Below are 22436 nucleotides of genomic sequence, written 5' to 3'. Positions count from 1 at the left end.
CGTGCGCCCGTCCGGGCCAAGCCGCGCGGGGCGAACGGCAGGTCAATAGCCGCGACTGAAGTCCACCTCACCGCGCAGGGGCGCGGCGGCCTGCCAGCGCGACAGGTTGTCGAGGAACAGCGCGCTCATCAGCAACGGGTCGGTCGGTGCCGAACTGTGCCCGGTCAGCAACAGGCGCGGTGCCGCCCAGAACGGATGCCCGGCCGGCAAGGGCTCCTCGCGGCATACGTCGATCACCGCCCCCGCCAGCTGCTGCCGTTCCAGCGCGGCCACCAGGTCGGCATCGACCACCGCCGTGCCGCGTCCGGCGTTGATCAGCAGAGCCTGCGGGCAGAAACGGGCGAACAGCGACGCGTCGTAGAGGTCACGGGTCGCGGGCGTGTCCGGCAGCAGATTGACCACGTAGTCGGCCCAGGCGCTCAAGCGGGGCAGCTCGTCCAGCGCCGCCACCTCGAGGAAGGGTGCCTGCTCGCGCGCCTGACTGGCCAGGCCACGCAGTTCCACGGCGAACGGCGCGAGAAACTCGGCCACGGCCTGGCCGATGTCACCGCAGCCGACCACCAGCACCCGGCGCCCGCGCAGGCTGCGTGGCTGGCCGTTGTCCCACTGCTGCGCGACCTGCGCCGCCAGCCGGGCGAACAAGCGGCGTTCATGCGCCAGCATGTGCCCGAGCACGTACTCGGCCATGACCTGGCCGAAGATGCCGACGGCGCGGGTCAGGCGGTAATCACGTGGCAAGTCGGTCGCCAGCAGCGGCGTGATGCCGGCCCAGGTCGACTGCAACCAGTGCGGGCGCAAACCCTCGCGCAGCAGCGGCGTGAGCAGGTCCGGCTGGCCCAGCCAGACTTCGCACTGCCCGGCGGCCTCGCGCAAGCGCGCCGGCTCGGCGCTCGCCACCAGCTGCAGATCGGGGCACGCACTGCGGACCTGCTCGGCATACAGCGCGTGCTTGTCTTCGGCGATCAGCAGACGCATGACTCAGACCGGATCGTTACGGCACAGCAGCTCATCGGGCAGATGCTGGATGTAATCCTCTTCGGGCGGCGGCATCTGCAGGTGATAGCCCTGCTTCTCGAGGTTCTCCAGCACCTGGGCGATGTCCTCGCGCGCCAGCTGACGCTCGGGGCTGAGCACCAGGTCGAAGGCATGCGCGGGCGGGCCGAACACGGCGAGCAGACCTTCGGGCACGCGGGTCAGGGCATCGGCCTTGAGCACGTAGAGGTACATCTCGTTCTTGCGCGGGCTTTTGTAGATCGAGCAGATGCGTTTCACGCGGATTCTCCTTCGCTGGCCAGGCAGTCGAGCAGCGCCTGGCCCATCAACTCCCGGCGCCAGCCGCGCAGGGAATCGGGCAGTTGGTACGGACCGTTGGGGAAACCCGTTTTCAGCAGGGCTTCCAGGGTTTTCTTGCGCAGCATCAGCTCCGGCACGATATCCAGGCGCTCGCCCTCGCGCTGGCCGACGGCGCGCAGTTTCTTCAGCAGTGCCGAGGCCTCGATCGGCAGCGGCTCGGGCAACGCCTCGGGCCATTGCTCGGGCGGCAGCGCCGCCGCATCGCGAATCAGCTGCAGCAGGGTTTCACCATCCTGACGCACGGTCTTCGGGTGCATGTCCTCGATGCGCGCCAGGGCGACCAGGTTGTCGGGCTGCGTACGCGCCAGCGGCCACAGCGAATGCTCGCGCAGCACGCGATTGCGCGGCTGGTTGCGCGCACGCGCCTGCCGCTCGCGCCAGGCACACAGGGCGCGCAGCACCGCCTGCTGCTGACGGGAAAGCTTCCAGGCCAGCTTGGCATCGCGCCAGGCGTCTTCCGGATCGACTTCGCGGTGCAGGTTGCCCACCAGTTCGGCACCGTCCTCCAGCACCCACTCGACCTTCTGCGGCGCCAGGCGGGCGGACAAGGCGCGGTACACCTCCACCAGATGCAGCACATCCTCGGCGGCATAGCGCACCTGCAACGCCGACAGCGGCCGCTGCAACCAGTCGGAACGGGTCTCGCCCTTGGGCAGCTCGATGTCGAGCAAGGCCAGGACCAGGCGCGAATAGCCCATGGAGAAACCGAGGTTGAGGTAACCGGCCGCCAGTTGCGTGTCGAACAGCGGCGCCGGCAGGCTGCCGGTCAGGCGCAGGAACACCTCCAGGTCCTCGCTGCACGAATGCAGCACCTTGACCACGTTGGGCGCTTCGAGCAGCGCGGCGAATGGCGTCCAGTCGCTGATGCGCAGCGGGTCGATCAGGTAGGCGCCGTCACCGCCGCTGACCTGCAGCAGCCCGGCGATGGGATAGAAGGTGTCGACGCGCATGAACTCGGTGTCCAGCGCGACGAAGGGCAGCGTCTGCCAGACGGCGCAGTGCTCGGCCAGGCTGGCGTCGTCGAGAATCCAGTGTATGTCGTTAGCCACGCGGCTCTCCCATGAACAATGGCGCGCAGTATATATGCCCTGGCCACTCGACGGGCAGCGAGCTGCCGCCGGAGGCTCGATCTGTGTAACCTGTGCCGCGCATCGCCCTCCGACACGGAAGAACAACAATGCTGAAGAAACTGCTCGCCCTGCCCGTCCTGCTGTTGCTCGCGGCAGCGCTCTACCTGGCGCTCACGCCCAGCCCCATCGCCCCCCTGCCCTGGGAAGCGCCCGAGGCACCACCGATGACCGCTGTGCTGGAGCCCAACGACACCCTGATGAAAGCCGAGCTGCTGGCGCGCGGTCAGATCCACGGCCCGGAGGACACCGCAGTCGATGCCCAGGGCCGGGTGTACGCAGGCCTGCATGATGGACGCGTCGTCCGCGTGCTGGCCGACGACAGCGTGGAAACCTTCGCCGATACCGGAGGCCGTCCGCTGGGCATGGACTTCGATGCCGCCGGCAACCTGATCCTCGCGGATGCCTACAAGGGCCTGCTGCGCATCGATCCGCAGGGCCGCATCGAGGTGCTGAGCACAGAGGCCGACGGCCTGCCCTTCGCCTTCACCGACGACCTGGACATCGCCAGCGACGGCATCATCTACTTCAGCGACGCCTCCTCGCGCTTCCAGCAACCGGACTACCTGCTCGACCTGCTCGAAGCGCGCCCGCATGGACGCCTGCTCAGCTATGACCCGAGCACCGGCGAGACCCGCGTGCTGCTCGATGACCTGTACTTCGCCAATGGCGTGGCGCTGTCGGCCAACGAGGACTTCGTGCTGGTCAACGAAACCTATCGCTATCGCATCACCCGTTACTGGCTCAAGGGCGAGCGGGCCGGTCAGCATGAGGTGTTCATCGACAACCTGCCGGGCCTGCCGGACAACCTGCAAGGCGACCGCAAGGGTACCTTCTGGGTGGCCCTGCCGACGCCGCGCAAGGCGGATGCCGACTTCCTCCATCGCCACCCCTGGCTCAAGGCGCAACTGGCCAAGCTGCCGCGCGCACTGTGGCCGAAGGCGATTCCCTATGGCTTCGCCATCGCCCTCGACGAGAACGGCAAGATCGTCCGCAGCCTGCATGACACCAGCGGCACGCACCTGCGCATGGTCACGTCGGTGAAACCGGTGGGTGACTACCTGTACTTCGGCAGCCTGGACAACGACCGCATCGGCAAGCTGCCGCTTCACTGAGCGACGAAGCGGCCCTGCCCGTTGCAGGCACGGGCCGCTTGTTCAGACCTTCCGGGCGATCCAGATGGTGTGCCGCGTGCCGCGATTGCCGTGGGCATAGACCTGCACCGCCTCACCCTTGAAGCCCGCCTTGCGCACTTTCTCCGAGAAGGCCCGGTCAGCGCTGGACGACCACACCGCCAGCATGCCCCCGGGCCGCAGCGCCCTGGCGCACTGATACAGTCCGGGCATGCTGTACAGCCAGTCATTGCCCTTCTGGGTCAGCCCTTCCGGGCCATTGTCGACATCCAGCATGATCGCGTCGTAGCGTTGCTCGGCAGCCTGCAGCAGCTTGGCGACGTCCTCCTGAATGATCAGCGCACGCGGGTCGCGCAGCGGATGACCGGCTTTCGCGCCCAGCGCGCCACGGTTCCACTCGACCACTCCCGGCACCAGCTCGGCGACCTCGACCTCGGCGTCAGCCCCCAGGTGCTGCAGAGCTGAAGCCAGGGTAAACCCCATGCCCAGGCCGCCAATCAGCACCCGCGCCTGCGGGCGCCCGGCAATCTGCTTGCAGGGAATCGCGGCCAGGGCATCTTCCGAGCCGTGCATGCGTGTATTCATCAGTTGCCCACCATCACCGCCGGCAATCTTGATGACGAAATCGTCCCCGTATTCGAACAGGTTCAATGCACCGTCCGTACCCGGGATCGGAGCGGTGTCGAGCAAAACGAAGCGTTTCATGCGGAGCGCAAACCTGCGTGACGAGCGATAAGGCAGGCAGCATGCCTGAATCGCTCGCCCGACACAGCAACGTCATCCGCAGCGAGGGTCGCTCAGACCACACCCTGCGCCAGCATGGCGTCGGCGACCTTGACGAAGCCGGCGACATTGGCGCCCTTGACGTAGTTGATCCGGCCATTCTCCTCGCCGTGGTGCACGCAGGCGTGGTGGATGTTCTGCATGATGCCGTGCAGGCGCTCGTCCACTTCACCGGCACTCCAGTGCAGGCGCATGGCGTTCTGGCTCATTTCCAGGCCGCTGGTGGCCACACCACCGGCGTTGGAGGCCTTGCCCGGTGCGTAGCAGATGCCGGCCTCGACGAACAGGTCCACAGCCTCCAGGGTCGAGGGCATGTTGGCGCCTTCGGCCACGCAGATGCAGCCGTTGCCCAGCAAGACACGGGCATCCGTGCCGTTCAGCTCGTTCTGCGTCGCGCAGGGCAGCGCGATGTCGCACGCCAGGTTCCATGGACGCTGCCCCGCGAGGAACTGCAGGCCATAGTGCTCGGCCATCTCGCGCAGCCGACCGCGACGCACGTTCTTCAGCTCCATCAGGTAGTGCCACTGCTCGGCGCTCAGGCCGGCCTCGGCATACAGCGTGCCCTCGGAGTCGGACAGCGAAATGACCCGACCGCCCAGGTCCATGACCTTCTGCGCCGCGTACTGGGCGACGTTGCCGGAGCCGGAGATGGCCACCCGCTTGTCTGCGAAACCCTGCCCGAGGCGCTTGAGCATCTCCTGGGCGAAGTACACGCAGCCGTAGCCCGTGGCCTCCGGGCGGATCAGGCTGCCGCCGTAGCTCAGGCCCTTGCCCGTCAGCACCGAGGTGAACTGGTTGGAGAGACGCTTGTACTGGCCGAACAGATAGCCGATCTCACGAGCGCCGACACCGATGTCACCGGCCGGCACATCCAGGTCGGCGCCGATGTGGCGGTACAGCTCGCTCATGAACGACTGACAGAAGCGCATCACCTCGCCTTCGCTGCGGCCCTTGGGGTCGAAGTCCGCACCGCCCTTGCCGCCGCCCATGGGCAATGAGGTCAGGGAGTTCTTGAACACCTGCTCGAACGCGAGGAACTTGAGCACGCCGAGGTTCACCGAAGGGTGAAAGCGCAGGCCACCCTTGTAGGGCCCGATGGCGCTGCTCATCTGGATGCGAAAGCCGCGATTGACCTGCACCTGGCCGCGATCATCCACCCAGGGCACGCGGAACAGGATGGCCCGCTCCGGCTCGACCATGCGTTCGAGAATGCCGGCATCGCGATAGCGCGGGTTGGCTTCGAGGAAGGGCCACAGGCTGCGCACCACCTCCTCCACCGCCTGATGGAATTCTGGCTGATCAGGATCGCGCTGCTTCAGGCGCGCCAGGAAAGAATCGACGGACAACGACATGCGGCACCTCGACGCCACGCAGACAAAGTGGCCGGCACTCTATCAGGCGAAAAGGCACCAAAACAGATCAAAATGTCGCCTTGATGAAACTTTCAGGTGCGCGGCAACATGAAACAGCAATGGATCTCCAGTTTGTAGGGGCCTGCAGCGCCCTGATACGCACCAAAAATACACATAAGGTTGCACTATTTTTGCCCGAAGACTCACGAAGCGGCGTGACGGGGCAGGTTCGTGCCTTGCGCGATGGGTTGCAGGCCCGGCATGAAATGGCTCCTTCCTGGCGAGAGATCGAACTGCGTGCGCCGGATTGGCCAGGCGGTATGATGCCGGCAAACGCGTACACGACACCGGAGGCTCCATGCCACTCGCTCAACTGATCAGCGCGCAACAGCTTCGCCAACGTCTGGGCCAGGAGAACCTGCTGCTCCTGGACTGCCGCTTCGCCCTCGAAGACCCGAGCTACGGGCGCCGCAGCTACCTCGACGGGCATCTTCCCGAGGCGCATTTCGTCGACCTGGAGCAGGACCTTTCCGCACCGGTGGTCAAGGGCGTCACCGGTCGCCATCCGCTGCCGGACCCCAGCACCCTGATCGAACGCCTGCGCGCCTGCGGCCTGCGCAGCGACAGCCAGGTAGTGCTGTATGACGATGGCCCCGGTGCCTACGCCGCACGCGCCTGGTGGCTGCTGCTCTGGCTCGGCAAGCGCGATCACCTGTACCTGCTCGATGGCGGCCTCAAGGCCTGGCGCGAGGCCGGCTTCGAGCTGACCACGGCGCAGCCGGACAACACCCCCGGCGATTTCCCCGCGCAACCCGACAGCAGCCTGCTGCTGAGTGCCGAACAACTGGCGGCACGCCTGGACAATCCCGACCTGACCCTGCTCGATGCCCGCGCGCTGCCGCGCTTTCGCGGTGAAGTCGAGCCGCTCGACCCGGTTGCCGGGCACATTCCCCGGGCCCAGTGCGCGGCCTTCACCGACAACCTCGGGGCCGATGGCCGCTTCCTGCCCGCCGCGGCGCTGCGCGAACGCTTCGACGCGCTGCGCGGCGAGCGCCCGCTGGACGACCTGGTGGCCTACTGCGGTTCCGGCGTCACCGCCTGCCACAACCTGTTCGCCATGAGCCTCGCCGGCTACCCGCTGGCCGCGCTGTACGCCGGCTCCTGGAGCGAGTGGATCACCAACCCGGCGCATCCGATCGCCACCGGCGACTGAGCCCTGGCGCTAAGCACCAAAGGAAATATGCCCAATAACTGAAATCCGGAATCAATTTAAAAACAGCCCTTTACAGCTGAAATATCGCACTAGACTTGAAAATGAGCGGCTAACCCCGCTCCCGGTGGGGCCTTTATCGAAGAGCCACTAGAACAGCTGCCACGCGCCCGGCCCCACCGGCACCTTTCGCGAGGATGCCATGGGAATAGCCGCCTGCGACCTCAGCCAGCATGTGATCCGCCCTACCCTGCTCTACCTGCAACGTCACAGCGCAACGGCCGAAGCCCTGCTGCTGGGTGCCGCGGCCTGTCAGTCGGACCTCGGCAGCGCACTCGACACCCCGCACGGCCATGGTCTCTATCGCATCAGCGAGCAACGCCACCTGGCGCTCTGGGACCAGCACCTGGCCCGCGACCCGGAGCTGGCCAGCCGGGTACGCGGCCTGGCCAGCCAACACGCCTTCCTCGAGGCCCCGCACCTGGAGCTGACGGTCAACCTGCGCTACGCCACGGCCATCGCCTGGCTGCTGGTGGAAGCCGAGCAACTGGAGTTGCCGGCGGCCGACGACGTCCCCGCCCTGGAGCGGATCTGGTGCAAGGTGTTCCAGCCCTGCGGGCGCCAGACCGACTTTCTCGATGCCTGGCACCGGCACATCGACCAGGTCAGCCAGGTAGCCTGACCGATCGGACATGAAAGCATTGCGCCCATATCTGCGCAAAATTCAGACAATTGTCCGACAATGCGCTCTATTTCGGGAACTTAAGCGCCTTGGCACAGGTCAGGAAAAACTGTAGCGTGCGCCCCCCTCGCCCCACCACAGGAGCTTCCCCCCGTGAGCAAACGCCTTCTCAAGACAGGCCTGGCCGTCGCCATCACCGCCACGTCGAGCCATGGCTTCGCCAGTGGCTTCACCCTCAACGAGCAAAGCATTTCCGGTATGGGCACCTCGTTCGCAGGGCGCTCGTCGTCCGCCGATGACGCCAGCACCGTATTCGGCAACCCGGCCGGCATGTCGCGCCTCAAGCGCAGCGAGGTGTACTTCGGCGCCGCAGCCATTCATGCCAAGACCGATATCAGCCATGCCAGCGCCAGCGCCGGCCCGCTCTCCCTGTCGGGCAGCAACGACGGCGACATGGTGCCGACCACCGGCGTGCCCATGGGTTACTTCGTCAAGCCACTGGACGACAAGGTCGCATTCGGCCTCGGCATCTATGCGCCCTTCGGCCTGATGACCGACTACGAGAACGGCTTCCAGGGGCGCTACTACGCCAACAAGAGCTACGTGCGCGTGATCACCATCCAGCCGACGCTGAGCTATCGCTTCAACGACCAGCTGTCGGTCGGTTTCGGCCCGACCTTCAACCATATCGAAGGCGAACTCAGCTCTTCCCTGCTCAACCCGCTGAGCCCCGGCCGCAACGATGGCGAGGTGAGGGTCAAGGGCAACGATACCGCCGTCGGCTTCAATGCCGGCGTGCTCTACGAGTTCAGCCCGCGCACCCGCGCCGGCCTGACCTATCACTCGCGCGTGAAGTACGAGCTGGAAGGCGACACCCGGGTCTCCGCCAGCGGCGCGCTGGCCGGCCTGTCCGGCAAGTACGACGCCAGCCTCGACCTGACCACGCCCGAGTCGGTGGACCTGTCGATCACCCATGACCTCACCGACGCCCTGACGCTACACCTGGGCAGTACCTGGACGCGCTGGAGCCGCTTCAAGGAAATCCGTGTGGAGAACGATGCCGCCACGCTGCCGGCGAACCTCTCCACCATCGTCGAGGAGCAGAACTGGCACGACACCTGGGCCCACGCGATCGGCCTGTCGTACCGGGTCAGCCCGCAATGGACGCTGCGCACCGGTATCGCCGTCGACCAGTCGCCGATCAACAACACCGACCGCTCGCCGCGCGTGCCGTCCGGCGACCGCACCATCTTCAGCCTTGGCGCCGGCTGGAGCCCGACCCAGGACATGACCATCGACGTGGCCTATTCCTACCTGCAGGAAGAGACGGTGGACGTGAACCACCAGAGCTCGACCCGCGGCAGCTACAGCGCGCGCTACAAGAACAGCGCTCACGGCCTGGGGGCATCGCTCAGCTACCGCTTCTAATCGACGCCCGGCATTGGCTAAACTCACGCGGCAGAACAACAAGAAAAGCCGCGTGAGTACATCATGACTGCCCTCTGCACCACCCTGCCCGAACACCTCCGCCTGTTGCTGGTCGACGACCACCGCATCTTCCTCGATGGCCTGTCCCTGGCCCTGTCGCCCCTCAGCCAGAACCTGCTGATCCACACCGCGCACAGCGCCGCGGAGGCGGAACAGTGCCTGCGCCAGCATGCATACGACCTGATCCTGCTCGACCTGCGCCTGCCTGACGAACCGGGCCTGGAGCTGTTGCAGCGCTGGCTGTCCCGGGGCGAAAGCACACCGGTGGCCATCCTCAGTGCCAGCGACTCGTCACTGGATGCCCAGGCCGCCCTAGCCGCCGGCGCCCTCGGCTTCATTCCCAAGAGTGCCGACGGCAACGCCCTGCGCCAGGCGGTGACGCGCGTTCTGCTCGGTGAAACGCTGCCGGCGCCGAGCAATGCCTCTCCGCTCACCCCGCGCCAGCTGGAAATCCTCCAGCTGCTGGCCGAAGGCCTGCCGAACAAGGCCATCAGCCGCCAGCTGGGGCTGGCCGAAGACACGGTGAAGACCCACCTCAAGACGCTGTTCGAAACCTTCGCCGTGCACACCCGTACCGCCTGCGTCAGCGCCGCCCGGCAGCGCGGCTGGCTGTGATCAGCTGACGGCCTGGCGCACCTGCAACTGGGTCGCCAGCACCTGACGCAGGCGGGCCGGCAGCAGCGGCTTGGCCAGCGGCATGACATGCGCCGGCAGGCAGCGCTCATGCAGCTCGGGGCTCAGGTCGGCGCTGATCAGCAAGGCCGGCAACATCTGCCCGGCCGCCTCGCGCAAGCGCTCGATGGCCTGCAAGCCATCCTCCCGCCCGCCAAGGCGGTAGTCGCTGATCACCAGCTGCGGCACTTCCCGGCTTGCCGCCTGCAACGCCGTCGTCAGGTCGGCACAGGCCTGTACCTCGCAGCCCCAGCGGCGCAGCAGGCCGGCCAGCGCCTCGCGCCCGGTGGCGTCGTCCTCGAGCAGCAGGACCCGCCCGCGCAACGCCGTCGCCCCCTCACCGCGCGCGACCGGCAGCGGAATCCCGGCAAGCGGCAGACGCAGAGCGAAGCGCGCCCCAGCGCCAGGTCGTGAATCCAGGCGCAGCGGGTGATTCAGTACCTGCGCCAACTGCCTGACGATTGCCAGGCCGAGCCCCAGCCCGCGCTCGGCGTTGCGCCCGGGGTTGTCCAGCTGACGAAACTCTTCGAACACCAGCGCCTGCTCGGCCTCGCTCAGGCCCCGACCATCGTCCGCTATCTGCAGCGCCACGGCATCGCCGTCAGCCCGTGCGGTCACCTGCAGGTGCCGGGCCTGCGCGTGCAGCAGCGCATTGTTGAGCAGGTTGCGCAGCAGGCGTTCCAGCAGCAGAGGGTCACTGCACACCCCCAGCTCAGCGCACTGCAGGTCGAGTTGCAGCCCCTGCTGGCGTGCCTCCGGGGCCACCTCGGCGAGCAGACGTTCGAGCAGCGGGCGCAGCGCGAAGGCATGTGGCCGCGCCTGCACACCACCCGGCAAGGTCAGCCGGGTGTAGTCGAGCAACGACTGCAGCAGGCGCCCGAGCTGCTCCACTGATGCGGCCAGGCGCGCACTGATACGCCGGGTCTGCTGGTCACCGCCCTGCTCCACCAGGTGTTCGGCATACAGGCCCATGGCATTGAGTGGCTGGCGCAGATCGTGACTGGCCGCCGCCAGCAGCCGCAGCTTGCGTGCGTCATCGGCCTCTGCCCGCTGGCGCGCCAGATCCAGCAAACGCAGGTTGAGCCAGGCGCCGCGCTGGCCATGTTCCTGCATGTAGGCGCCGACCGTACCGATCAGGTTGGCGCAGAACAGGAACAGCCCCTGATAGGCCAGTGCACCACCGGTTTCGCCGAACACCGCGCCAAGGCCGACGAACAGCAGGCAGAAGCTCCAGCTGCACAGGCTGATCGCGCGAAACGACAGCCCCAGCAGCGCATAGCCGAACAGCAGGATGAGAAACAGGCCGTCATAGGGCATCGCCACGCCCTGCAGCCAGCACAGGTGCACGATCAGCGCGACGCTGACGCCATTGACCCAGTAAGCCGCCGCATAGACCGGCGGCACCCGGGCGAGTGGCGCAGCGGCACGCCGACAGTAGAGAAACGACAGCAGGACCGCCGTCAGCGCCAGCACCCGCAACGGCAGGACCGACAGGCTGACCGACAACGGCATGAGCAGGAAGTCCAGCAGCGCATAGATCACCTGGAACAGCGCGGCAGTGGCGGCGATCAGCGGCAGGCGCCGGCGAATGCGCTGCACCCGGTGTTCGGCGAAGCCCGCCTCCAGTGGTGCGACGAAGCACAGCGAACGATAGCCACGGCGCTGCTGGGCCAGCAGCTGCTGCTCGCTCAACGCAGACGCTCCTCAGGGCGCGCCCGGCGACTCCAGCTGTTTGGCGGCGATGGCGTCATAGGTTTCCACACGGTATCGGTCTTCATTGGCGAACAGCCGCTCACGCAACTGGCGCTGCAGTTGCTCGCCATCCGTCGCACTCAGCCCCTGGCCCTGCAGGCCAGCCAGTTCGCTGCGGTAGGCCTGGTAGCGCTGCTGCCAGTCACGCTCGCGACGCTGCTCGGCCAGCAGGCGCTGCACGGTATCCGGATCATAGGTCATCGCCAGGAACTCGCGCACCTGTTGCTCGTCCGCCCCGTCGCGCCACAGCTGCTCGCTGTGCTGCAGCTGCTGCAACGCCAGTTGCTGGCGCTGTTCGCTCTCGCGCAGCGCCGTCGGCAGGCGCTCGCGCAACTGCTCGAGCAGTTGCGCACGCTGCCCCGCGTCGAGGTCGTCGCGCTGCTGCAGCGCCAGGCTGTCCAGGGTGTAGCGGGCGTAGGCCTGCTCCGCACCGAACAGCGCCTCCTGCGCCGCCGCGGAAAAATGGCCGCGGCGCAGCTCGTCGAGCTGAGCGAGGGCCGCCTGCAGCACCTGCAACTGTGCCTGCGGGTCGGCTTGCTGCCTGCTCTGCAGCGGCTGCTGCAGCAACGCCATGCTGGCGCGCTTGTAGTCCAGGTAGTCACCCAGCAGGCCGATCAGCTGACCGAGGGCCGGTTCCTCCAGGCGAGCGCCGGCGTCGGCCAGCAGGACCTCGATCACCGCATCGAGACCGGACTGGTCGACGGCACTGAGGAAGTAGTCGAAGTAATCGCGCACGGCCAGGTCCAGCACCAAGTTGCCGGCCGCGTCGCTGCGCAGCTGGCCATCCACCGTGGTGCCGGCCAGGCTCGGCAGCGCCGTGGTGGCAGGTGCCTGGGCCATGCCGGAAACCCGCGCGGGGGCCACTGGCACCTCAGGCGACTGCACGGGCGCAGCGCCGGGCTCAGCGCGCGCGGCAGGTGTCGCTGGCGGCAACGGGGCGGGCCAGCGCCAGTAGAACGTGAGGCCGCCGGCCAGGAGCACGGCAGCCAGGGAAAAACCGAGGAATCTGGACATGTCGCCTCGCTGCGGCGGAGCCAGGCCCCGCCGCACTCTTCAGGATCAGACGCCCTTGTTCTTCAGGCGGTTGGCATGCTGGCGATACAGCGACACCGGTTCGGTCCAGCCGCGAATCCCGAACAGGTGGTTGATCGCGTCGACGTGATTCATGTTGTAGCTGTCGCCGATCACCTGCCCCAGGTAGGTCGAGCAGACGCCGACCAGGCCGTCGTTCTTCTCGCTGCCGAAGACCAGGCCGGTGAACGCGAGGAACGGGTCGGCCGCGTCGAACACGTTGGTGTAGGCCGAGTTCCCCGTCCACGAGTAGTAGCGGATGCTGTAGCCACGAACGTTCTGCACTTCACTGGACTTGGCGCAGTAGCTGCTGCTGTTCACGCCCCAGGGATGGCGCGCATTGAGCGCGTTGGTCCCGGCCGTGGTCAGCGTGGCCAGGGCGTCGATGCCGCTCTGCGGATTGCTCGAGCCGGAGAGCAGGTTGATCAGGGCGCCCAGCGCGTTGGCGATGGCATTGGCGCCACCTTCGATGCCGCTGCCGGGCGGGATCACGCCACGCACCACATCGGCCACCTTGGAGCCCTTGTTGACGCCGTTGACCGAGGTGACCGACGCCACCAGGTCCGGGCGCAGCGACGCCGCCACCCGCGAGGTCGGCGAGCCCTGGCTGTGGCCGATCAGGTTGACCTTGCCACCACCGGCCGCCGCCCAGGGCACGATCTGCCGCGCCAGCTCGGCGCCACGTTGCTCGCTGTCGTTGAACGCGGCGACGCTGGCGACATAGACCCGGGCACCGTCACGCTCGAGGTTCCAGGGGATGGTGTGGAAGTAGTTGACCAGACCGCCGATGGTGTTGAAGCCGGTCACGCCGTGCACCAGCACGATCGGGTACCTGGTCCTGGTGTAATCGCCCGCCTGGGCCTCGACGGCGCCGAGCAGAGCGAGGGTGGCGATGGCAGCGGTATAGACGCGACGCATGGGTGCCTCCTTATTGTTCTTGTGGGCACGCCGGGGAACTGCGTCCGGCGCCTGGCCAGTCTAGGCAGGCGAGCGGATGCGGCCCATCGCCCAGATGGGTGAAGGGCCGTACAGCGAAGAGTGGGCTCAGGGTTGCGAAGCGATGGCCTTTTCCACGGCGGCGATCAGCTCGGGATCGTCCGGCTTGGTCAGGCTGGAGAAGCTCGCCACCACCTTGCCCTGACGGTCGACCACGTACTTGAAGAAGTTCCAGCGTGGCTGCCGGCTCTGCTCGGCGAGCCCCTTGAACAGGGCGATGGCGTCATCACCGGACACCGGCTGCGGCTCGGTCATGGTGAAGGTGACGCCGTAGTTGACGTAGCAGACGGTGGCGGTTTCCGCGCTGTCGTCCGACTCCTGGCGGAAGTCGTCGGAGGGCACGCCGAGCACTTCCAGGCCCTGGTCCTGGTAACGCTGGTACAGCGCTTCGAGACCTTTGAACTGCGGCGTGAAACCGCAGAAGCTGGCGGTGTTGACCACCACCAGCGGCTTGCCGGCGAACTGACAGAGATCGACGCTGGCGCCCTTGCTGCGCAGCTTGGGCAGTTCGCCCTGCAACAGCGCCGGGCATTCGGCAGCGAGCAGGGGCAGCGCGAGGCTGGAGAGCAGCAGGGAGCAGGCGATGTGACGCAGTGACATGGCAGAAATCTCGGACGATGATGCGATCCGTTCACGCTACTCGCAGGCCGCGCCTCAGGCAACTAGCAGATGCCGACGCCCAGTTGCAGCAGGGCCAGGCCACCCTGGCGCCAGCCCCACCAGGCCAGGGCCAGGAGCGCCCCCAGGCCCAGTGCCACGGCCGCGCAGAGCGTGACCTTGCTGCTCACGCCGGCACCGCCTGCAGGCGGGCCACCGGCACCTCGCGCACCGGCCAGTTCAGCGCGGCAGCCATCACGCTCAGGCCGATGGAAATCTGCCAGACCAGGTCGTAGCTGCCGGTATGGTCGTACAGATAGCCCCCCAGCCAGCCGCCCAGGAACGAGCCGATCTGGTGGAACAGGAAGACGATACCGCCCAGCATCGACAGGTTGCGCACACCGAACAGCGTCGCCACGGTGCCGTTGGTCAGCGGCACCGTCGACAGCCACAGCAGGCCCATCGCGATGCCGAACAGGTAGGCGCTCCACTGCGTCAGCGGTGCCACCAGGAACAGGCTGATGACCACCCCGCGCAGCAGGTACAGGGCACTGAGCAGACGCGGCTTGGCCATCCGCCCGCCGAGCCAGCCGGCGATGTAGGTACCGAAGATGTTGAACAGCCCGACCAGGGCCAGCACGGTGGTGCCGGTCAGCGCCGGCAGGCCGTGATCCACCAGATAGGCCGGCAGGTGCACGGCGACGAACACCACCTGGAAGCCGCAGACGAAGAAGCCCAGCGCCAGCAGCCAGAAGCCGGAGTGGCTGGTGGCTTCACGCAGCGCCTCGACCAGCGTCTGCTCCGGACCGTTGCTGGCCGGCGGCGGAGTCTCCCGGATCATGGCCGCCAGCGGAATCATCAACGCCACCAGCAGCCCCAGCGCCAGCAGGGCGGACGACCAGCCCAACCAGCCGATCAAGCCCAGGGAGCCCGGCAGCATGGCGAACTGGCCGAAGGAGCCGGCCGCAGCGGCAATGCCCATGGCCATGCTGCGTTTTTCCACCGGTACGGCGCGGCCCACCACGCCGAGAATCACCGAAAACGAGGTGCCGGACAGGCCGATACCGATCAGCAGACCGGCGCTGAGCGACAGGCTCAGCGGCGAATCGGCCATGCCCATGAATATTAGCCCGAGCATGTACAGCACACCGCCGATGACCACGGCCTTGCGTGCCCCGAAGCGATCGGCCAGCGCCCCGGTGATCGGCTGCGCCAGACCCCAGATCAGGTTCTGCAGGGCGATGGCGAAGGCGAACACCTCACGTCCCCAGCCAAACTCGGCGCTCATCGGCGGCAGGAACAGGCCGAAGCCATGCCGGGTGCCGAGCGACAACGCGAGAATCAGCGATGCGCCGAGCAACAGCCAGGTGGAAGAACGCCATGCAGTTGTCATTGTTATCTCCAGCGAGCGGCCGTCAGTGGCCGCATGGGCAGTAAAAATCAGTCGACCCTCAGGCCAGGGCTTCCAGCAGTTGCATCAGTTCGGCACGCCGGCCCTCACCCAGTTGCAGGTTCAACTCCTGCTGCACCTGCTCCCAGAGCGGCAGCGCCTGGGCGATGCGTCGCTCTCCGGCATCGGTGAGGCTGACCTCGCGGGCACGCAGATCGCGCGCCTCGCTCAGCTGCAGCAACGCCTGCTCCTCGAGCACCCGCAGGTTGCGCCCCAGGGTGCTGCGGTCCAGCCCCATGGCCTCGGCCAATGCGGAAATGCTCGGCTGGCCGAGGCGCTGGACATGCCGCAGCAGGGAAAACTGTGCGGCGCCCAGGCCGACGGCAGCGAGTGCGTCGTCATAGCGGCGGGTCACGCCGCGACTGGCGCGGCGCAATTGGGTACAGAGGCAAGAGGTCGGCAACATGGATACAGGTATATACCCGCATCACCGATTCGCACTCATACAGTTGCAGGGCGTGTCGGCATAACAGTTGCGCTCAGAGGCTCAACGCGAGGACCAGCAGCATGCCGCACTCGGCCAGCTCGACCAGCGCGCCGGCGGTGTCCCCCGTCGTGCCGCCCAGGCGACGCAGCAACGCGCGACGCGTCCAGGCGAACAGCAGCAGGGCACTGGCCACGGCAAGCAGCGCCGGCCAGCCGAATGCCAGCATCAGCAGCAGATGCACGACCAGCACCCAGGGCAGTTGCTGGCGCGGTGCCTGCTCGACCAGCGCCTGCCCCAGGCCGCCGGCGCGCACGTAGGGCGTGGTCACCAGCAGCACCGGCAGCAGGCTGCGCCCCAGCCAGGGCAGCAGAATCAGGCAGGCGCCCTGCCCGGCCTGCAGCAGCGTCAGCAGCGCGGCGTACTTGAGCAACAGCAGCAGCACCAGCACGACCACGGCAATCGGTCCGCTGCGCGGGTCCTTCATGATCGCCAGGGTCCGCTCGCGGTCGCCGAAACCACCCACCCAGGCGTCGGCGGTATCGGCCAGGCCGTCCAGGTGCAGCCCGCCACTGAGGCCGACCCAGAGGGCCAGAATGATCGCTGCCTGCAGCGGTATCGAGGTCTGCCCCAGCAGCAGGTGCGCGCCCCACAACAACACGCCGAGGAGCAGCCCCACCAGCGGATACCAGAGCAGCGAGCGCCCCACCTGCGCGGGCGTCGGCATGCCGGGAAGACTGACCGGCAGGCGGGTCAGGAACTGCAGCGCGATCAGGAATGCGCTCATGGCAACTCCAGCCACTGGCCATCGGCATCGAGGCGCAGGCGGAAACGCTCGGCATAGCCGACGTTGACCTGCAGCAGGTCCTTTCTCGGCAGGCCACGCGCCCGCGCCAGCAGCAGGCGCATCACACCGCCGTGGGTCACCAGCAGCAGGCGCTCACCATCATGCGCCTGCGCCAGGCGCTGCAGGCTGCCCAGCACCCGCGCCTCGAAGCGCGACAGGGGCTCGCCATTGGGCGGCGTGAAGGCATAGGGGTCGGCCCAGAACTGCCCGAGCGCCTCGGCATCGCTGTGCATCAGCTCGGCGGCACTGCGCCCTTCCCAGTCGCCGAAGTGCAGTTCCTGCAGGTCGCGCTCGTAGTCCAACGGCAGCGCCCGGGCCGCCGCCAGCTCTTCGGCGAAACGCGCACAGCGTTGCAGCGGCGAACTGATCAGGCGATCCCAGGGGCCCGCCTCCTGCACGGACCTGCGCAACTGCGCCCAGCCCTGCTCGGTCAGGGCATCGTCGAGGCTGCCACGCAGCCCGCCGCCCTGCTCGGTCTCGCCGTGGCGCAACAGTTCCAGGTACAGCATCAGGCCGGTTTCTCCGCCACGGCCGCCTCGGCGAAGGTGGCCATCTGGCCATGCAGCGCGCAGGCCATGCGCAGCAGCGGCACCGCCAGCGCCGCACCACTGCCCTCGCCGAGACGCAGGCCCAGCTCCAGCAGAGGCTCGGCGCCCAACGCCTGCAGCACACGCACGTGCCCCGGCTCGGCGCCATGGTGGGCGAACAGCAGCCAGTCACGGCACCCCGGATTCAGGCGCACCGCCAGCAGGGCCGCGACGCTGCAGATGAAGCCGTCGACCAGCACCACCACGCCCTGCTGCGCCGCCGCGACATAGGCACCGACCAGCGCCGCGATCTCGAAACCGCCGAGGTGCTGCAGGGCCTCCAGCGGCCCGTCGAGTCGCTGCCGATGCAGCGCCAGCGCCGCATCGATGACCCGCGCCTTGTGCGCCACACCGGCAGGGTCCAGCCCGGTACCGGGGCCGGCCAGTTCGCTCGCCGGGCACTCCAGCAGCCAGCAGGCCAGCGCCGCCGCCGCCGTGGTGTTGCCGATGCCCATCTCGCCACCGACGAACAGGTCGCAGCCGGCGCTGCGCGCACGCTCGATGCTGTCGCGGCCGGCCTCCAGGCAGATCAGCGCCTGGGCCAGGGTCATCGCCGGCTCACGCGCGAAGTTCTGCGTGCCGGCGCCGACATGCAGGTGGCGCACGCCAGGCAATTGCGCCAGCGGCTCGGCGGTGCCCAGGTCGATCACCTCCAGCGCCGCGTCCAGCTCACGCGCCAGCACGCTGATCGCTGCGCCGCCGCCGACGAAGTTGGCCAGCATCTGCCCGGTCACCGCCTGCGGATAGGCGGAAACCCCTTCTGCCACCACGCCATGGTCGCCGGCGAAGATGGCGATCCACAGTTTTTCCAGGTTCGGCCGCTCGCGGCCCTGCAACGCGGCCAGATGAATGGCGATGTGTTCCAACCGCCCCAGCGAGCCCGTGGGCTTGGTCAATTGCTGTTGCCGTGCTTCAGCCTTGCTTCGCGCAACCCGATCACTGGGCTGACAAGGCCCCTGCCACCAGTGCAGACTCATAGCGCTTCCCCCTTCAGAACCATGGGCAGGCCAGCCACGCTGAAGACCACGCGCTGGCTGCGCTCGGCCAGCGCCTGATGCAACCAGCCGGCCTCATCGACATAACGGCGGGTCAGCTCACCCAGCGGCACCACCCCCAATCCGCTTTCGTTGCTGACCAGCAGGATGCGCCCAGGCAACTGCCCAATGCAGGCCAGCAGCGCCTCGCGCTCGACCGTCAGCCGCTGCGTATCCTCGAGCAGCAGCAGGTTGGTCAGCCACAGCGTCAGGCAATCCACCAGCAGGCAACGATTCGGCGCCGCCTGCTCGCGCAGCACGCGGGCCAGCGCCAGCGGCTCCTCGACCAGGGCCCAGTGCCCAGGCCGGCGCGCCCGGTGCTCGGCGACGCGCGCCGTCATCTCGCCGTCGAGCGCCTGGCTGGTGGCGACGTAGACCACCTCCAGGCCCGACTCGTCGGCCAGTTTCTCGGCCAGGCGGCTCTTGCCGGACCGGGCGCCGCCGAGGATCAGTTCAAGCATTTCCACTCCGTAGGGTGCGCGCTGCGCACCGTTCAATAGCTCTGCCGCGCGGCCCTACTCCAGGCCGCACAATGCCCTGAGCCTGGCGCTATCCAGGTGCTGTTCCACCTGGTCGGCCAGGCGTTCGATGTCACGCTCGCGCAGGGCCTGGTAATCCACGTGCTGCACCTCGCGCAGGCCGGCCCAGCGCAACAGCGCCGCCAACGCCGCCGGCTGTTCGAACAGGCCATGCAGGTAGGTGCCGAGGACTTGTCCATCGGCGCTCAGGCCCCCGTCGCCGCGCCCGTCCTCGAGCCGCACGGCGCCGTTGAGTCCCGGCCCCCGGCTGACCCCGGCATGGATTTCGTAACCGCTGACCTCGGCCTGCTCCAGGCACAGCTGGCCACGTACGTTGCGCAGCTGTTTCTCCGGCTCCAGCAGCGTCTCGAAATCCAGCAGGGCGAGGCCGTCGCTGCTGCCAGCGGCGCCCTCGAGGCCATGCGGGTCATGGATCTGCCGGCCGAGCATCTGCAACCCGCCGCAGATGCCCAGCAGCTTGCCGCCGTAGCGCAGGTGCCGGGCGATGGCCGCATCCCAACCCTGCTCGCGCAACCGCGCCAGATCGGCGCGCACGCTCTTGGAGCCGGGCAGGATGATCAGGTCGGCCGGCGGTATCGCCTGCCCCGGCCCGACGAAGCTCAGCTGCACCTGCGGATGCAGGCGCAGCGGATCGAAATCGGTGTGATTGCTGATGCGCGGCAGCACCGGCACCACGACGCGCAGGGCCTGTTCGTCCTTGCGCTGCTGGCGGGTGTCGACGGCGTCCTCGGCTTCCAGGTGGAAGTCCATCAGGTACGGCAGCACGCCGAGCACCGGTTTGCCGGTGCGCTGCTCCAGCCAGTCCAGCCCCGGCTTGAGCAAGGCGATGTCGCCACGAAAACGATTGATCACGAAGCCCTTGACCCGCGCCTGCTCGCTCGCACTGAGCAGCTCCAGGGTGCCGACCAGATGGGCGAACACGCCGCCCTTGTCGATATCGGCGATGAGGATCACCGGGCAATCCACCGCTTCGGCGAAGCCCATGTTGGCGATGTCACCGGCACGCAGGTTGATTTCCGCCGGCGAGCCGGCGCCCTCGACCAGTACCAGTCGGTAGCCCTCGACCAGCCTTGCATGGGACTCCAGCACCGCCGCCATGGCCACCGGCTTGTAGCCGTGGTAGCTCAGCGCCTGCATGTTGCCGATGGCACGCCCGTGGATGATCACCTGGGCGCCCATGTCGCTGTTGGGCTTGAGCAACACCGGATTCATGTCGGTATGCGGCGCCAACCCGGCGGCCTGGGCCTGCACGGCCTGCGCCCGGCCGATCTCGCCACCGTCGGCGGTCACTGCCGAGTTGAGCGCCATGTTCTGCGGTTTGAACGGCACCACGGCGACGCCCTGACGCCGCGCCCAGCGGCACAGGGCGGTGACCAGCGTGCTCTTGCCGGCATCGGACGTGGTGCCCTGCACCATCAGCGTGGTCATCAGGGCGTCTCCTCGAGATTGGCCAGCATCGGCGCGCACTCCAGCAGGCCCTGCTCCAGGCGCTGCCAGCCACACTCGTCCGCCGGCAGACCGAAGCGCAGGCTGTCCAGCTCGGCGAACAGGCGCACCAGGATGCCGCGCCGCGCCAGCAGCTCGGCACAGGGCACCGCCCGCCGCGTGCAGCAGAACTGGAACAGCGCCGAGCCGCCGGTTGGCGGCATGCCGCAATCGCGCAGCAACGCGGCCAGGCGCTCGCCGTCGACCTGCAGGCGTTCGCGCTGGCGGCGCTGGCCCTCATGGTCGTTGAGCAGCGTCAGGGCCACGCTGCGCGCCGGGCCGCTGACCGCCCAGGGACCGAGCAGGCTTTCCAGCTCGTCCAGCAGCGCCTGCGCCGCGAGCACGAACCCCAGGCGCAGGCCGGCCAGGCCGAAGAACTTGCCGAACGAGCGCAACAGGATCAGCCCCGGCATGTCGCTGTACGCCGCCAGGCTGTGCTGCGGGGTGCAATCCATGAAGGCTTCGTCGACCACCAGCCAGCCGCCGCGCTCGGCCAGCTGGTCATGCCAGTCGAGCAGGCGCGCCGGTTCGATCAGGCGCCCCGTCGGGTTGTTCGGGTTGACCAGCAGCAGCACATCGAGCTGCGGCAGGGCACGGTGCACCGAACCCTCGCTGAGCCTGGTGATGCGATGCCCTTCGCGTCGCCAGGCCGCCGCATGCTCGGCATAGGTGGGGGCCAGAATGCCGACATTGCCTGGCTTGCGCAGACGCGGCAGGGCCTGGATCGCCGCCTGCGACCCCGCCACCGGCAGCAGGCTGGCGGCACCGTAGTAGTCGCGCGCCGCCTGCTCCAGGCCATCGTTCACCTCAGGCAGCCGCGCCCAGGCAGAACCGGGCACGGCGGGCAGCTCCCAGCCATAGGGCGCCACACCGGTCGACAGGTCCAGCCAGTCTTCCAGGGCAATCCCGTAACGCTGCGCCGCGGCGCGCAGCCGACCACCATGCTCAAGCAATCCCTACCTCCCACAGCGTCAGGCACAGCAGCCACAGCGCTACGCCGGCAACGACCCGATTCATCGCCCGCTCGATATCTCGCGCTCGCGGAGCCGGCCCCTCGCCCAGTCGTGGACGCTCATGCACCTCGCCGTGATACTCCGCCGCACCGCCCAGGCTGACGCCCAGGCTGCCAGCCCCCGACGCCATCACCGGGCCAGCATTGGGACTGTCCCACATCGGCGCCTGTCGACGCCAGCAGCGCAGCGCCAGGGCCACGTTGCCGAGCAGTGCGTAGGTCAGCGCCACCAGGCGCGCCGGGATGTAGTTGAGGACGTCGTCGATCTTCGCGGCGGCCCAGCCGAAACGCTCGAAGCGCTCGTTGCGATAGCCCCACATGGCATCGAGCGTATTGCTCAGGCGATACAGCACGACGCCGGGCGCCCCCGCGACGATGAACCAGAACAGGGCGGCGAAGACTGCGTCGGAACCATTCTCCAGGACCGATTCGGTACCGGCGCGCGCCACGCCCGTCGCATCCAGCGCGGCGGTGTTGCGGCTGACCATCCAGCCCACGCGTTCACGCGCGAGCGGCAGGTCACCCAGGCGCAGCGCCTGCGCCACCGGCAGCGCATGCTCGTACAGGCTGCGCAGCCCGAGGGCGAAGTACAGCGCGAAGATATCCACCGCCCAGGTCAGGGAGGTCACCTGGGTCAGCAGCCAGGTGAGCAGTGTCAACGGCAGCACCGCCAGGCACCAGGCCGTGACACCGTGACTGCGCCAGCCGCCGCCGGCCGGATTGAAACGCTGTTCGAGGCGGCTGGCCAGGCGCCCGAAGGCAACCAGCGGATGCGCCCGGCGTGGCTCGCCCAGGGCGGCATCCAGAGCAACGCCCGCGCAGGTGATCAGGGCCAGGCTCAT

At 68.0% G+C, this 22436-nt stretch carries 24 protein-coding genes; 5 read left to right on the top strand and 19 right to left on the bottom strand.

Going from position 1 to position 22436, the window contains the following annotated elements:
- Positions 1 to 42 precede the first annotated feature (42 nt).
- Genes EWH21_RS10320 through rnd form a run of 3 tightly spaced genes read right to left on the bottom strand, consistent with a single transcriptional unit; the run spans position 43 to position 2402 of the window.
- A complete protein-coding gene (locus EWH21_RS10320) occupies positions 43 to 975 on the bottom strand; it encodes a D-2-hydroxyacid dehydrogenase (RefSeq protein WP_277700443.1) in 933 nt (310 codons plus the stop codon).
- Positions 976 to 978: 3 nt separating this feature from the next.
- On the bottom strand, positions 979 to 1272 hold the full coding sequence (locus tag EWH21_RS10315; protein ID WP_047589720.1) for a YcgL domain-containing protein: 294 nt from the start codon (positions 1270 to 1272) through the stop codon (positions 979 to 981).
- Entirely contained in the window at positions 1269 to 2402 is a 1134-nt protein-coding gene (rnd, locus tag EWH21_RS10310) for a ribonuclease D (protein ID WP_047589719.1), read from the bottom strand. The genes EWH21_RS10315 and rnd overlap by 4 nt, the downstream gene beginning before the upstream one ends.
- Before the next feature lie 131 nt (positions 2403 to 2533).
- Here rnd and EWH21_RS10305 point away from each other — a divergent pair, with 131 nt between their 5' ends.
- Positions 2534 to 3595: an SMP-30/gluconolactonase/LRE family protein gene (locus EWH21_RS10305; RefSeq protein ID WP_277700603.1), complete on the top strand. Its 1062-nt coding sequence runs from the start codon at positions 2534 to 2536 to the stop codon at positions 3593 to 3595.
- 42 nt (positions 3596 to 3637) lie between these two features.
- Here EWH21_RS10305 and EWH21_RS10300 read toward each other — a convergent pair whose 3' ends face one another.
- Positions 3638 to 4318 (bottom strand): hypothetical protein, encoded by a 681-nt coding sequence (locus tag EWH21_RS10300; RefSeq protein WP_150609132.1) that lies wholly within the window; start codon positions 4316 to 4318, stop codon positions 3638 to 3640.
- Positions 4319 to 4410: 92 nt separating this feature from the next.
- A complete protein-coding gene (gene gdhA / locus EWH21_RS10295; protein ID WP_277700442.1) occupies positions 4411 to 5748 on the bottom strand; it encodes an NADP-specific glutamate dehydrogenase in 1338 nt (445 codons plus the stop codon).
- Positions 5749 to 6106: 358 nt separating this feature from the next.
- Here gdhA and EWH21_RS10290 point away from each other — a divergent pair, with 358 nt between their 5' ends.
- The 4 genes from EWH21_RS10290 (at position 6107) to EWH21_RS10275 (ending at position 9743) form a co-directional block, all read left to right on the top strand.
- Complete coding sequence (locus EWH21_RS10290) at positions 6107 to 6961, top strand: sulfurtransferase (protein ID WP_277700441.1); 855 nt, start codon at positions 6107 to 6109, stop codon at positions 6959 to 6961.
- Positions 6962 to 7160: 199 nt separating this feature from the next.
- Entirely contained in the window at positions 7161 to 7640 is a 480-nt protein-coding gene (locus EWH21_RS10285; RefSeq protein ID WP_277700440.1) for a hypothetical protein, read from the top strand.
- Between the two features lie 153 nt (positions 7641 to 7793).
- Positions 7794 to 9068: an outer membrane protein transport protein gene (locus EWH21_RS10280; RefSeq protein ID WP_277700439.1), complete on the top strand. Its 1275-nt coding sequence runs from the start codon at positions 7794 to 7796 to the stop codon at positions 9066 to 9068.
- A 63-nt stretch (positions 9069 to 9131) separates the two neighbouring features.
- On the top strand, positions 9132 to 9743 hold the full coding sequence (locus EWH21_RS10275; protein ID WP_037053534.1) for a response regulator transcription factor: 612 nt from the start codon (positions 9132 to 9134) through the stop codon (positions 9741 to 9743).
- On the opposite strand, the gene EWH21_RS10270 is transcribed toward EWH21_RS10275, so the two are convergent.
- From EWH21_RS10270 to cbiB, 14 genes are all read right to left on the bottom strand, one after another.
- Complete coding sequence (locus tag EWH21_RS10270) at positions 9744 to 11492, bottom strand: hybrid sensor histidine kinase/response regulator (protein ID WP_277700438.1); 1749 nt, start codon at positions 11490 to 11492, stop codon at positions 9744 to 9746.
- A gap of 12 nt (positions 11493 to 11504) precedes the next feature.
- Entirely contained in the window at positions 11505 to 12566 is a 1062-nt protein-coding gene (locus EWH21_RS10265) for a lipase secretion chaperone (RefSeq protein WP_277700437.1), read from the bottom strand.
- Between the two features lie 45 nt (positions 12567 to 12611).
- The gene (locus EWH21_RS10260) at positions 12612 to 13541 is read right to left on the bottom strand and encodes a triacylglycerol lipase (RefSeq protein WP_047589519.1); all 930 of its coding nucleotides are present in this window, start codon (positions 13539 to 13541) and stop codon (positions 12612 to 12614) included.
- 126 nt (positions 13542 to 13667) lie between these two features.
- A complete protein-coding gene (locus tag EWH21_RS10255) occupies positions 13668 to 14219 on the bottom strand; it encodes a redoxin domain-containing protein (RefSeq protein WP_037053543.1) in 552 nt (183 codons plus the stop codon).
- A 62-nt stretch (positions 14220 to 14281) separates the two neighbouring features.
- Entirely contained in the window at positions 14282 to 14407 is a 126-nt protein-coding gene (locus tag EWH21_RS10250) for a hypothetical protein (RefSeq protein ID WP_256663111.1), read from the bottom strand.
- A complete protein-coding gene (locus tag EWH21_RS10245; protein ID WP_037053546.1) occupies positions 14404 to 15609 on the bottom strand; it encodes an MFS transporter in 1206 nt (401 codons plus the stop codon). Before EWH21_RS10245 ends, EWH21_RS10250 begins: the two co-directional genes overlap by 4 nt.
- Before the next feature lie 58 nt (positions 15610 to 15667).
- Positions 15668 to 16072 carry a MarR family winged helix-turn-helix transcriptional regulator gene (locus tag EWH21_RS10240; protein ID WP_037053548.1) on the bottom strand — a complete coding sequence of 135 codons (405 nt, stop codon included), beginning with the start codon at positions 16070 to 16072 and terminating at the stop codon, positions 15668 to 15670.
- A 73-nt stretch (positions 16073 to 16145) separates the two neighbouring features.
- Entirely contained in the window at positions 16146 to 16877 is a 732-nt protein-coding gene (locus tag EWH21_RS10235; RefSeq protein ID WP_277700436.1) for an adenosylcobinamide-GDP ribazoletransferase, read from the bottom strand.
- On the bottom strand, positions 16874 to 17446 hold the full coding sequence (locus EWH21_RS10230; RefSeq protein WP_277700435.1) for a histidine phosphatase family protein: 573 nt from the start codon (positions 17444 to 17446) through the stop codon (positions 16874 to 16876). The genes EWH21_RS10235 and EWH21_RS10230 overlap by 4 nt, the downstream gene beginning before the upstream one ends.
- Complete coding sequence (cobT, locus tag EWH21_RS10225; RefSeq protein ID WP_277700434.1) at positions 17446 to 18501, bottom strand: nicotinate-nucleotide--dimethylbenzimidazole phosphoribosyltransferase; 1056 nt, start codon at positions 18499 to 18501, stop codon at positions 17446 to 17448. Before cobT ends, EWH21_RS10230 begins: the two co-directional genes overlap by 1 nt.
- On the bottom strand, positions 18498 to 19019 hold the full coding sequence (gene cobU / locus EWH21_RS10220) for a bifunctional adenosylcobinamide kinase/adenosylcobinamide-phosphate guanylyltransferase (protein ID WP_152488423.1): 522 nt from the start codon (positions 19017 to 19019) through the stop codon (positions 18498 to 18500). The genes cobT and cobU overlap by 4 nt, the downstream gene beginning before the upstream one ends.
- Before the next feature lie 54 nt (positions 19020 to 19073).
- Complete coding sequence (locus tag EWH21_RS10215; protein WP_152488422.1) at positions 19074 to 20525, bottom strand: cobyric acid synthase; 1452 nt, start codon at positions 20523 to 20525, stop codon at positions 19074 to 19076.
- Positions 20525 to 21535 carry a threonine-phosphate decarboxylase CobD gene (gene cobD / locus EWH21_RS10210; protein ID WP_150609114.1) on the bottom strand — a complete coding sequence of 337 codons (1011 nt, stop codon included), beginning with the start codon at positions 21533 to 21535 and terminating at the stop codon, positions 20525 to 20527. Before cobD ends, EWH21_RS10215 begins: the two co-directional genes overlap by 1 nt.
- A complete protein-coding gene (gene cbiB / locus EWH21_RS10205) occupies positions 21528 to 22436 on the bottom strand; it encodes an adenosylcobinamide-phosphate synthase CbiB (RefSeq protein WP_277700433.1) in 909 nt (302 codons plus the stop codon). The genes cobD and cbiB overlap by 8 nt, the downstream gene beginning before the upstream one ends.

Origin of the sequence: Pseudomonas sp. REST10 (assembly GCF_029542605.1) — a bacterium.
Taxonomy (GTDB): domain Bacteria; phylum Pseudomonadota; class Gammaproteobacteria; order Pseudomonadales; family Pseudomonadaceae; genus Aquipseudomonas; species Aquipseudomonas khazarica.
The sequence above is the reverse complement of the archived record's forward strand: the minus strand, read 5'-3'. Positions and strand labels throughout refer to the sequence as shown.

Coding starts and splice junctions, on each gene's coding strand:
- EWH21_RS10215 (WP_152488422.1), bottom strand. CDS start 20,525: ATGACCACGCTGATGGTGCAGGGCACCACGTCCGATGCCGGCAAGAGC.
- EWH21_RS10275 (WP_037053534.1), top strand. CDS start 9,132: ATGACTGCCCTCTGCACCACCCTGCCCGAACACCTCCGCCTGTTGCTG.
- cobU (WP_152488423.1), bottom strand. CDS start 19,019: ATGCTTGAACTGATCCTCGGCGGCGCCCGGTCCGGCAAGAGCCGCCTG.
- EWH21_RS10255 (WP_037053543.1), bottom strand. CDS start 14,219: ATGTCACTGCGTCACATCGCCTGCTCCCTGCTGCTCTCCAGCCTCGCG.
- EWH21_RS10300 (WP_150609132.1), bottom strand. CDS start 4,318: ATGAAACGCTTCGTTTTGCTCGACACCGCTCCGATCCCGGGTACGGAC.
- EWH21_RS10235 (WP_277700436.1), bottom strand. CDS start 16,877: ATGAGCGCATTCCTGATCGCGCTGCAGTTCCTGACCCGCCTGCCGGTC.
- EWH21_RS10320 (WP_277700443.1), bottom strand. CDS start 975: ATGCGTCTGCTGATCGCCGAAGACAAGCACGCGCTGTATGCCGAGCAG.
- cbiB (WP_277700433.1), bottom strand. CDS start 22,436: ATGAGCCTGGCCCTGATCACCTGCGCGGGCGTTGCTCTGGATGCCGCC.
- EWH21_RS10260 (WP_047589519.1), bottom strand. CDS start 13,541: ATGCGTCGCGTCTATACCGCTGCCATCGCCACCCTCGCTCTGCTCGGC.
- EWH21_RS10285 (WP_277700440.1), top strand. CDS start 7,161: ATGGGAATAGCCGCCTGCGACCTCAGCCAGCATGTGATCCGCCCTACC.
- EWH21_RS10230 (WP_277700435.1), bottom strand. CDS start 17,446: ATGCTGTACCTGGAACTGTTGCGCCACGGCGAGACCGAGCAGGGCGGC.
- EWH21_RS10290 (WP_277700441.1), top strand. CDS start 6,107: ATGCCACTCGCTCAACTGATCAGCGCGCAACAGCTTCGCCAACGTCTG.
- EWH21_RS10265 (WP_277700437.1), bottom strand. CDS start 12,566: ATGTCCAGATTCCTCGGTTTTTCCCTGGCTGCCGTGCTCCTGGCCGGC.
- gdhA (WP_277700442.1), bottom strand. CDS start 5,748: ATGTCGTTGTCCGTCGATTCTTTCCTGGCGCGCCTGAAGCAGCGCGAT.
- cobT (WP_277700434.1), bottom strand. CDS start 18,501: ATGAGTCTGCACTGGTGGCAGGGGCCTTGTCAGCCCAGTGATCGGGTT.
- EWH21_RS10245 (WP_037053546.1), bottom strand. CDS start 15,609: ATGACAACTGCATGGCGTTCTTCCACCTGGCTGTTGCTCGGCGCATCG.
- EWH21_RS10240 (WP_037053548.1), bottom strand. CDS start 16,072: ATGTTGCCGACCTCTTGCCTCTGTACCCAATTGCGCCGCGCCAGTCGC.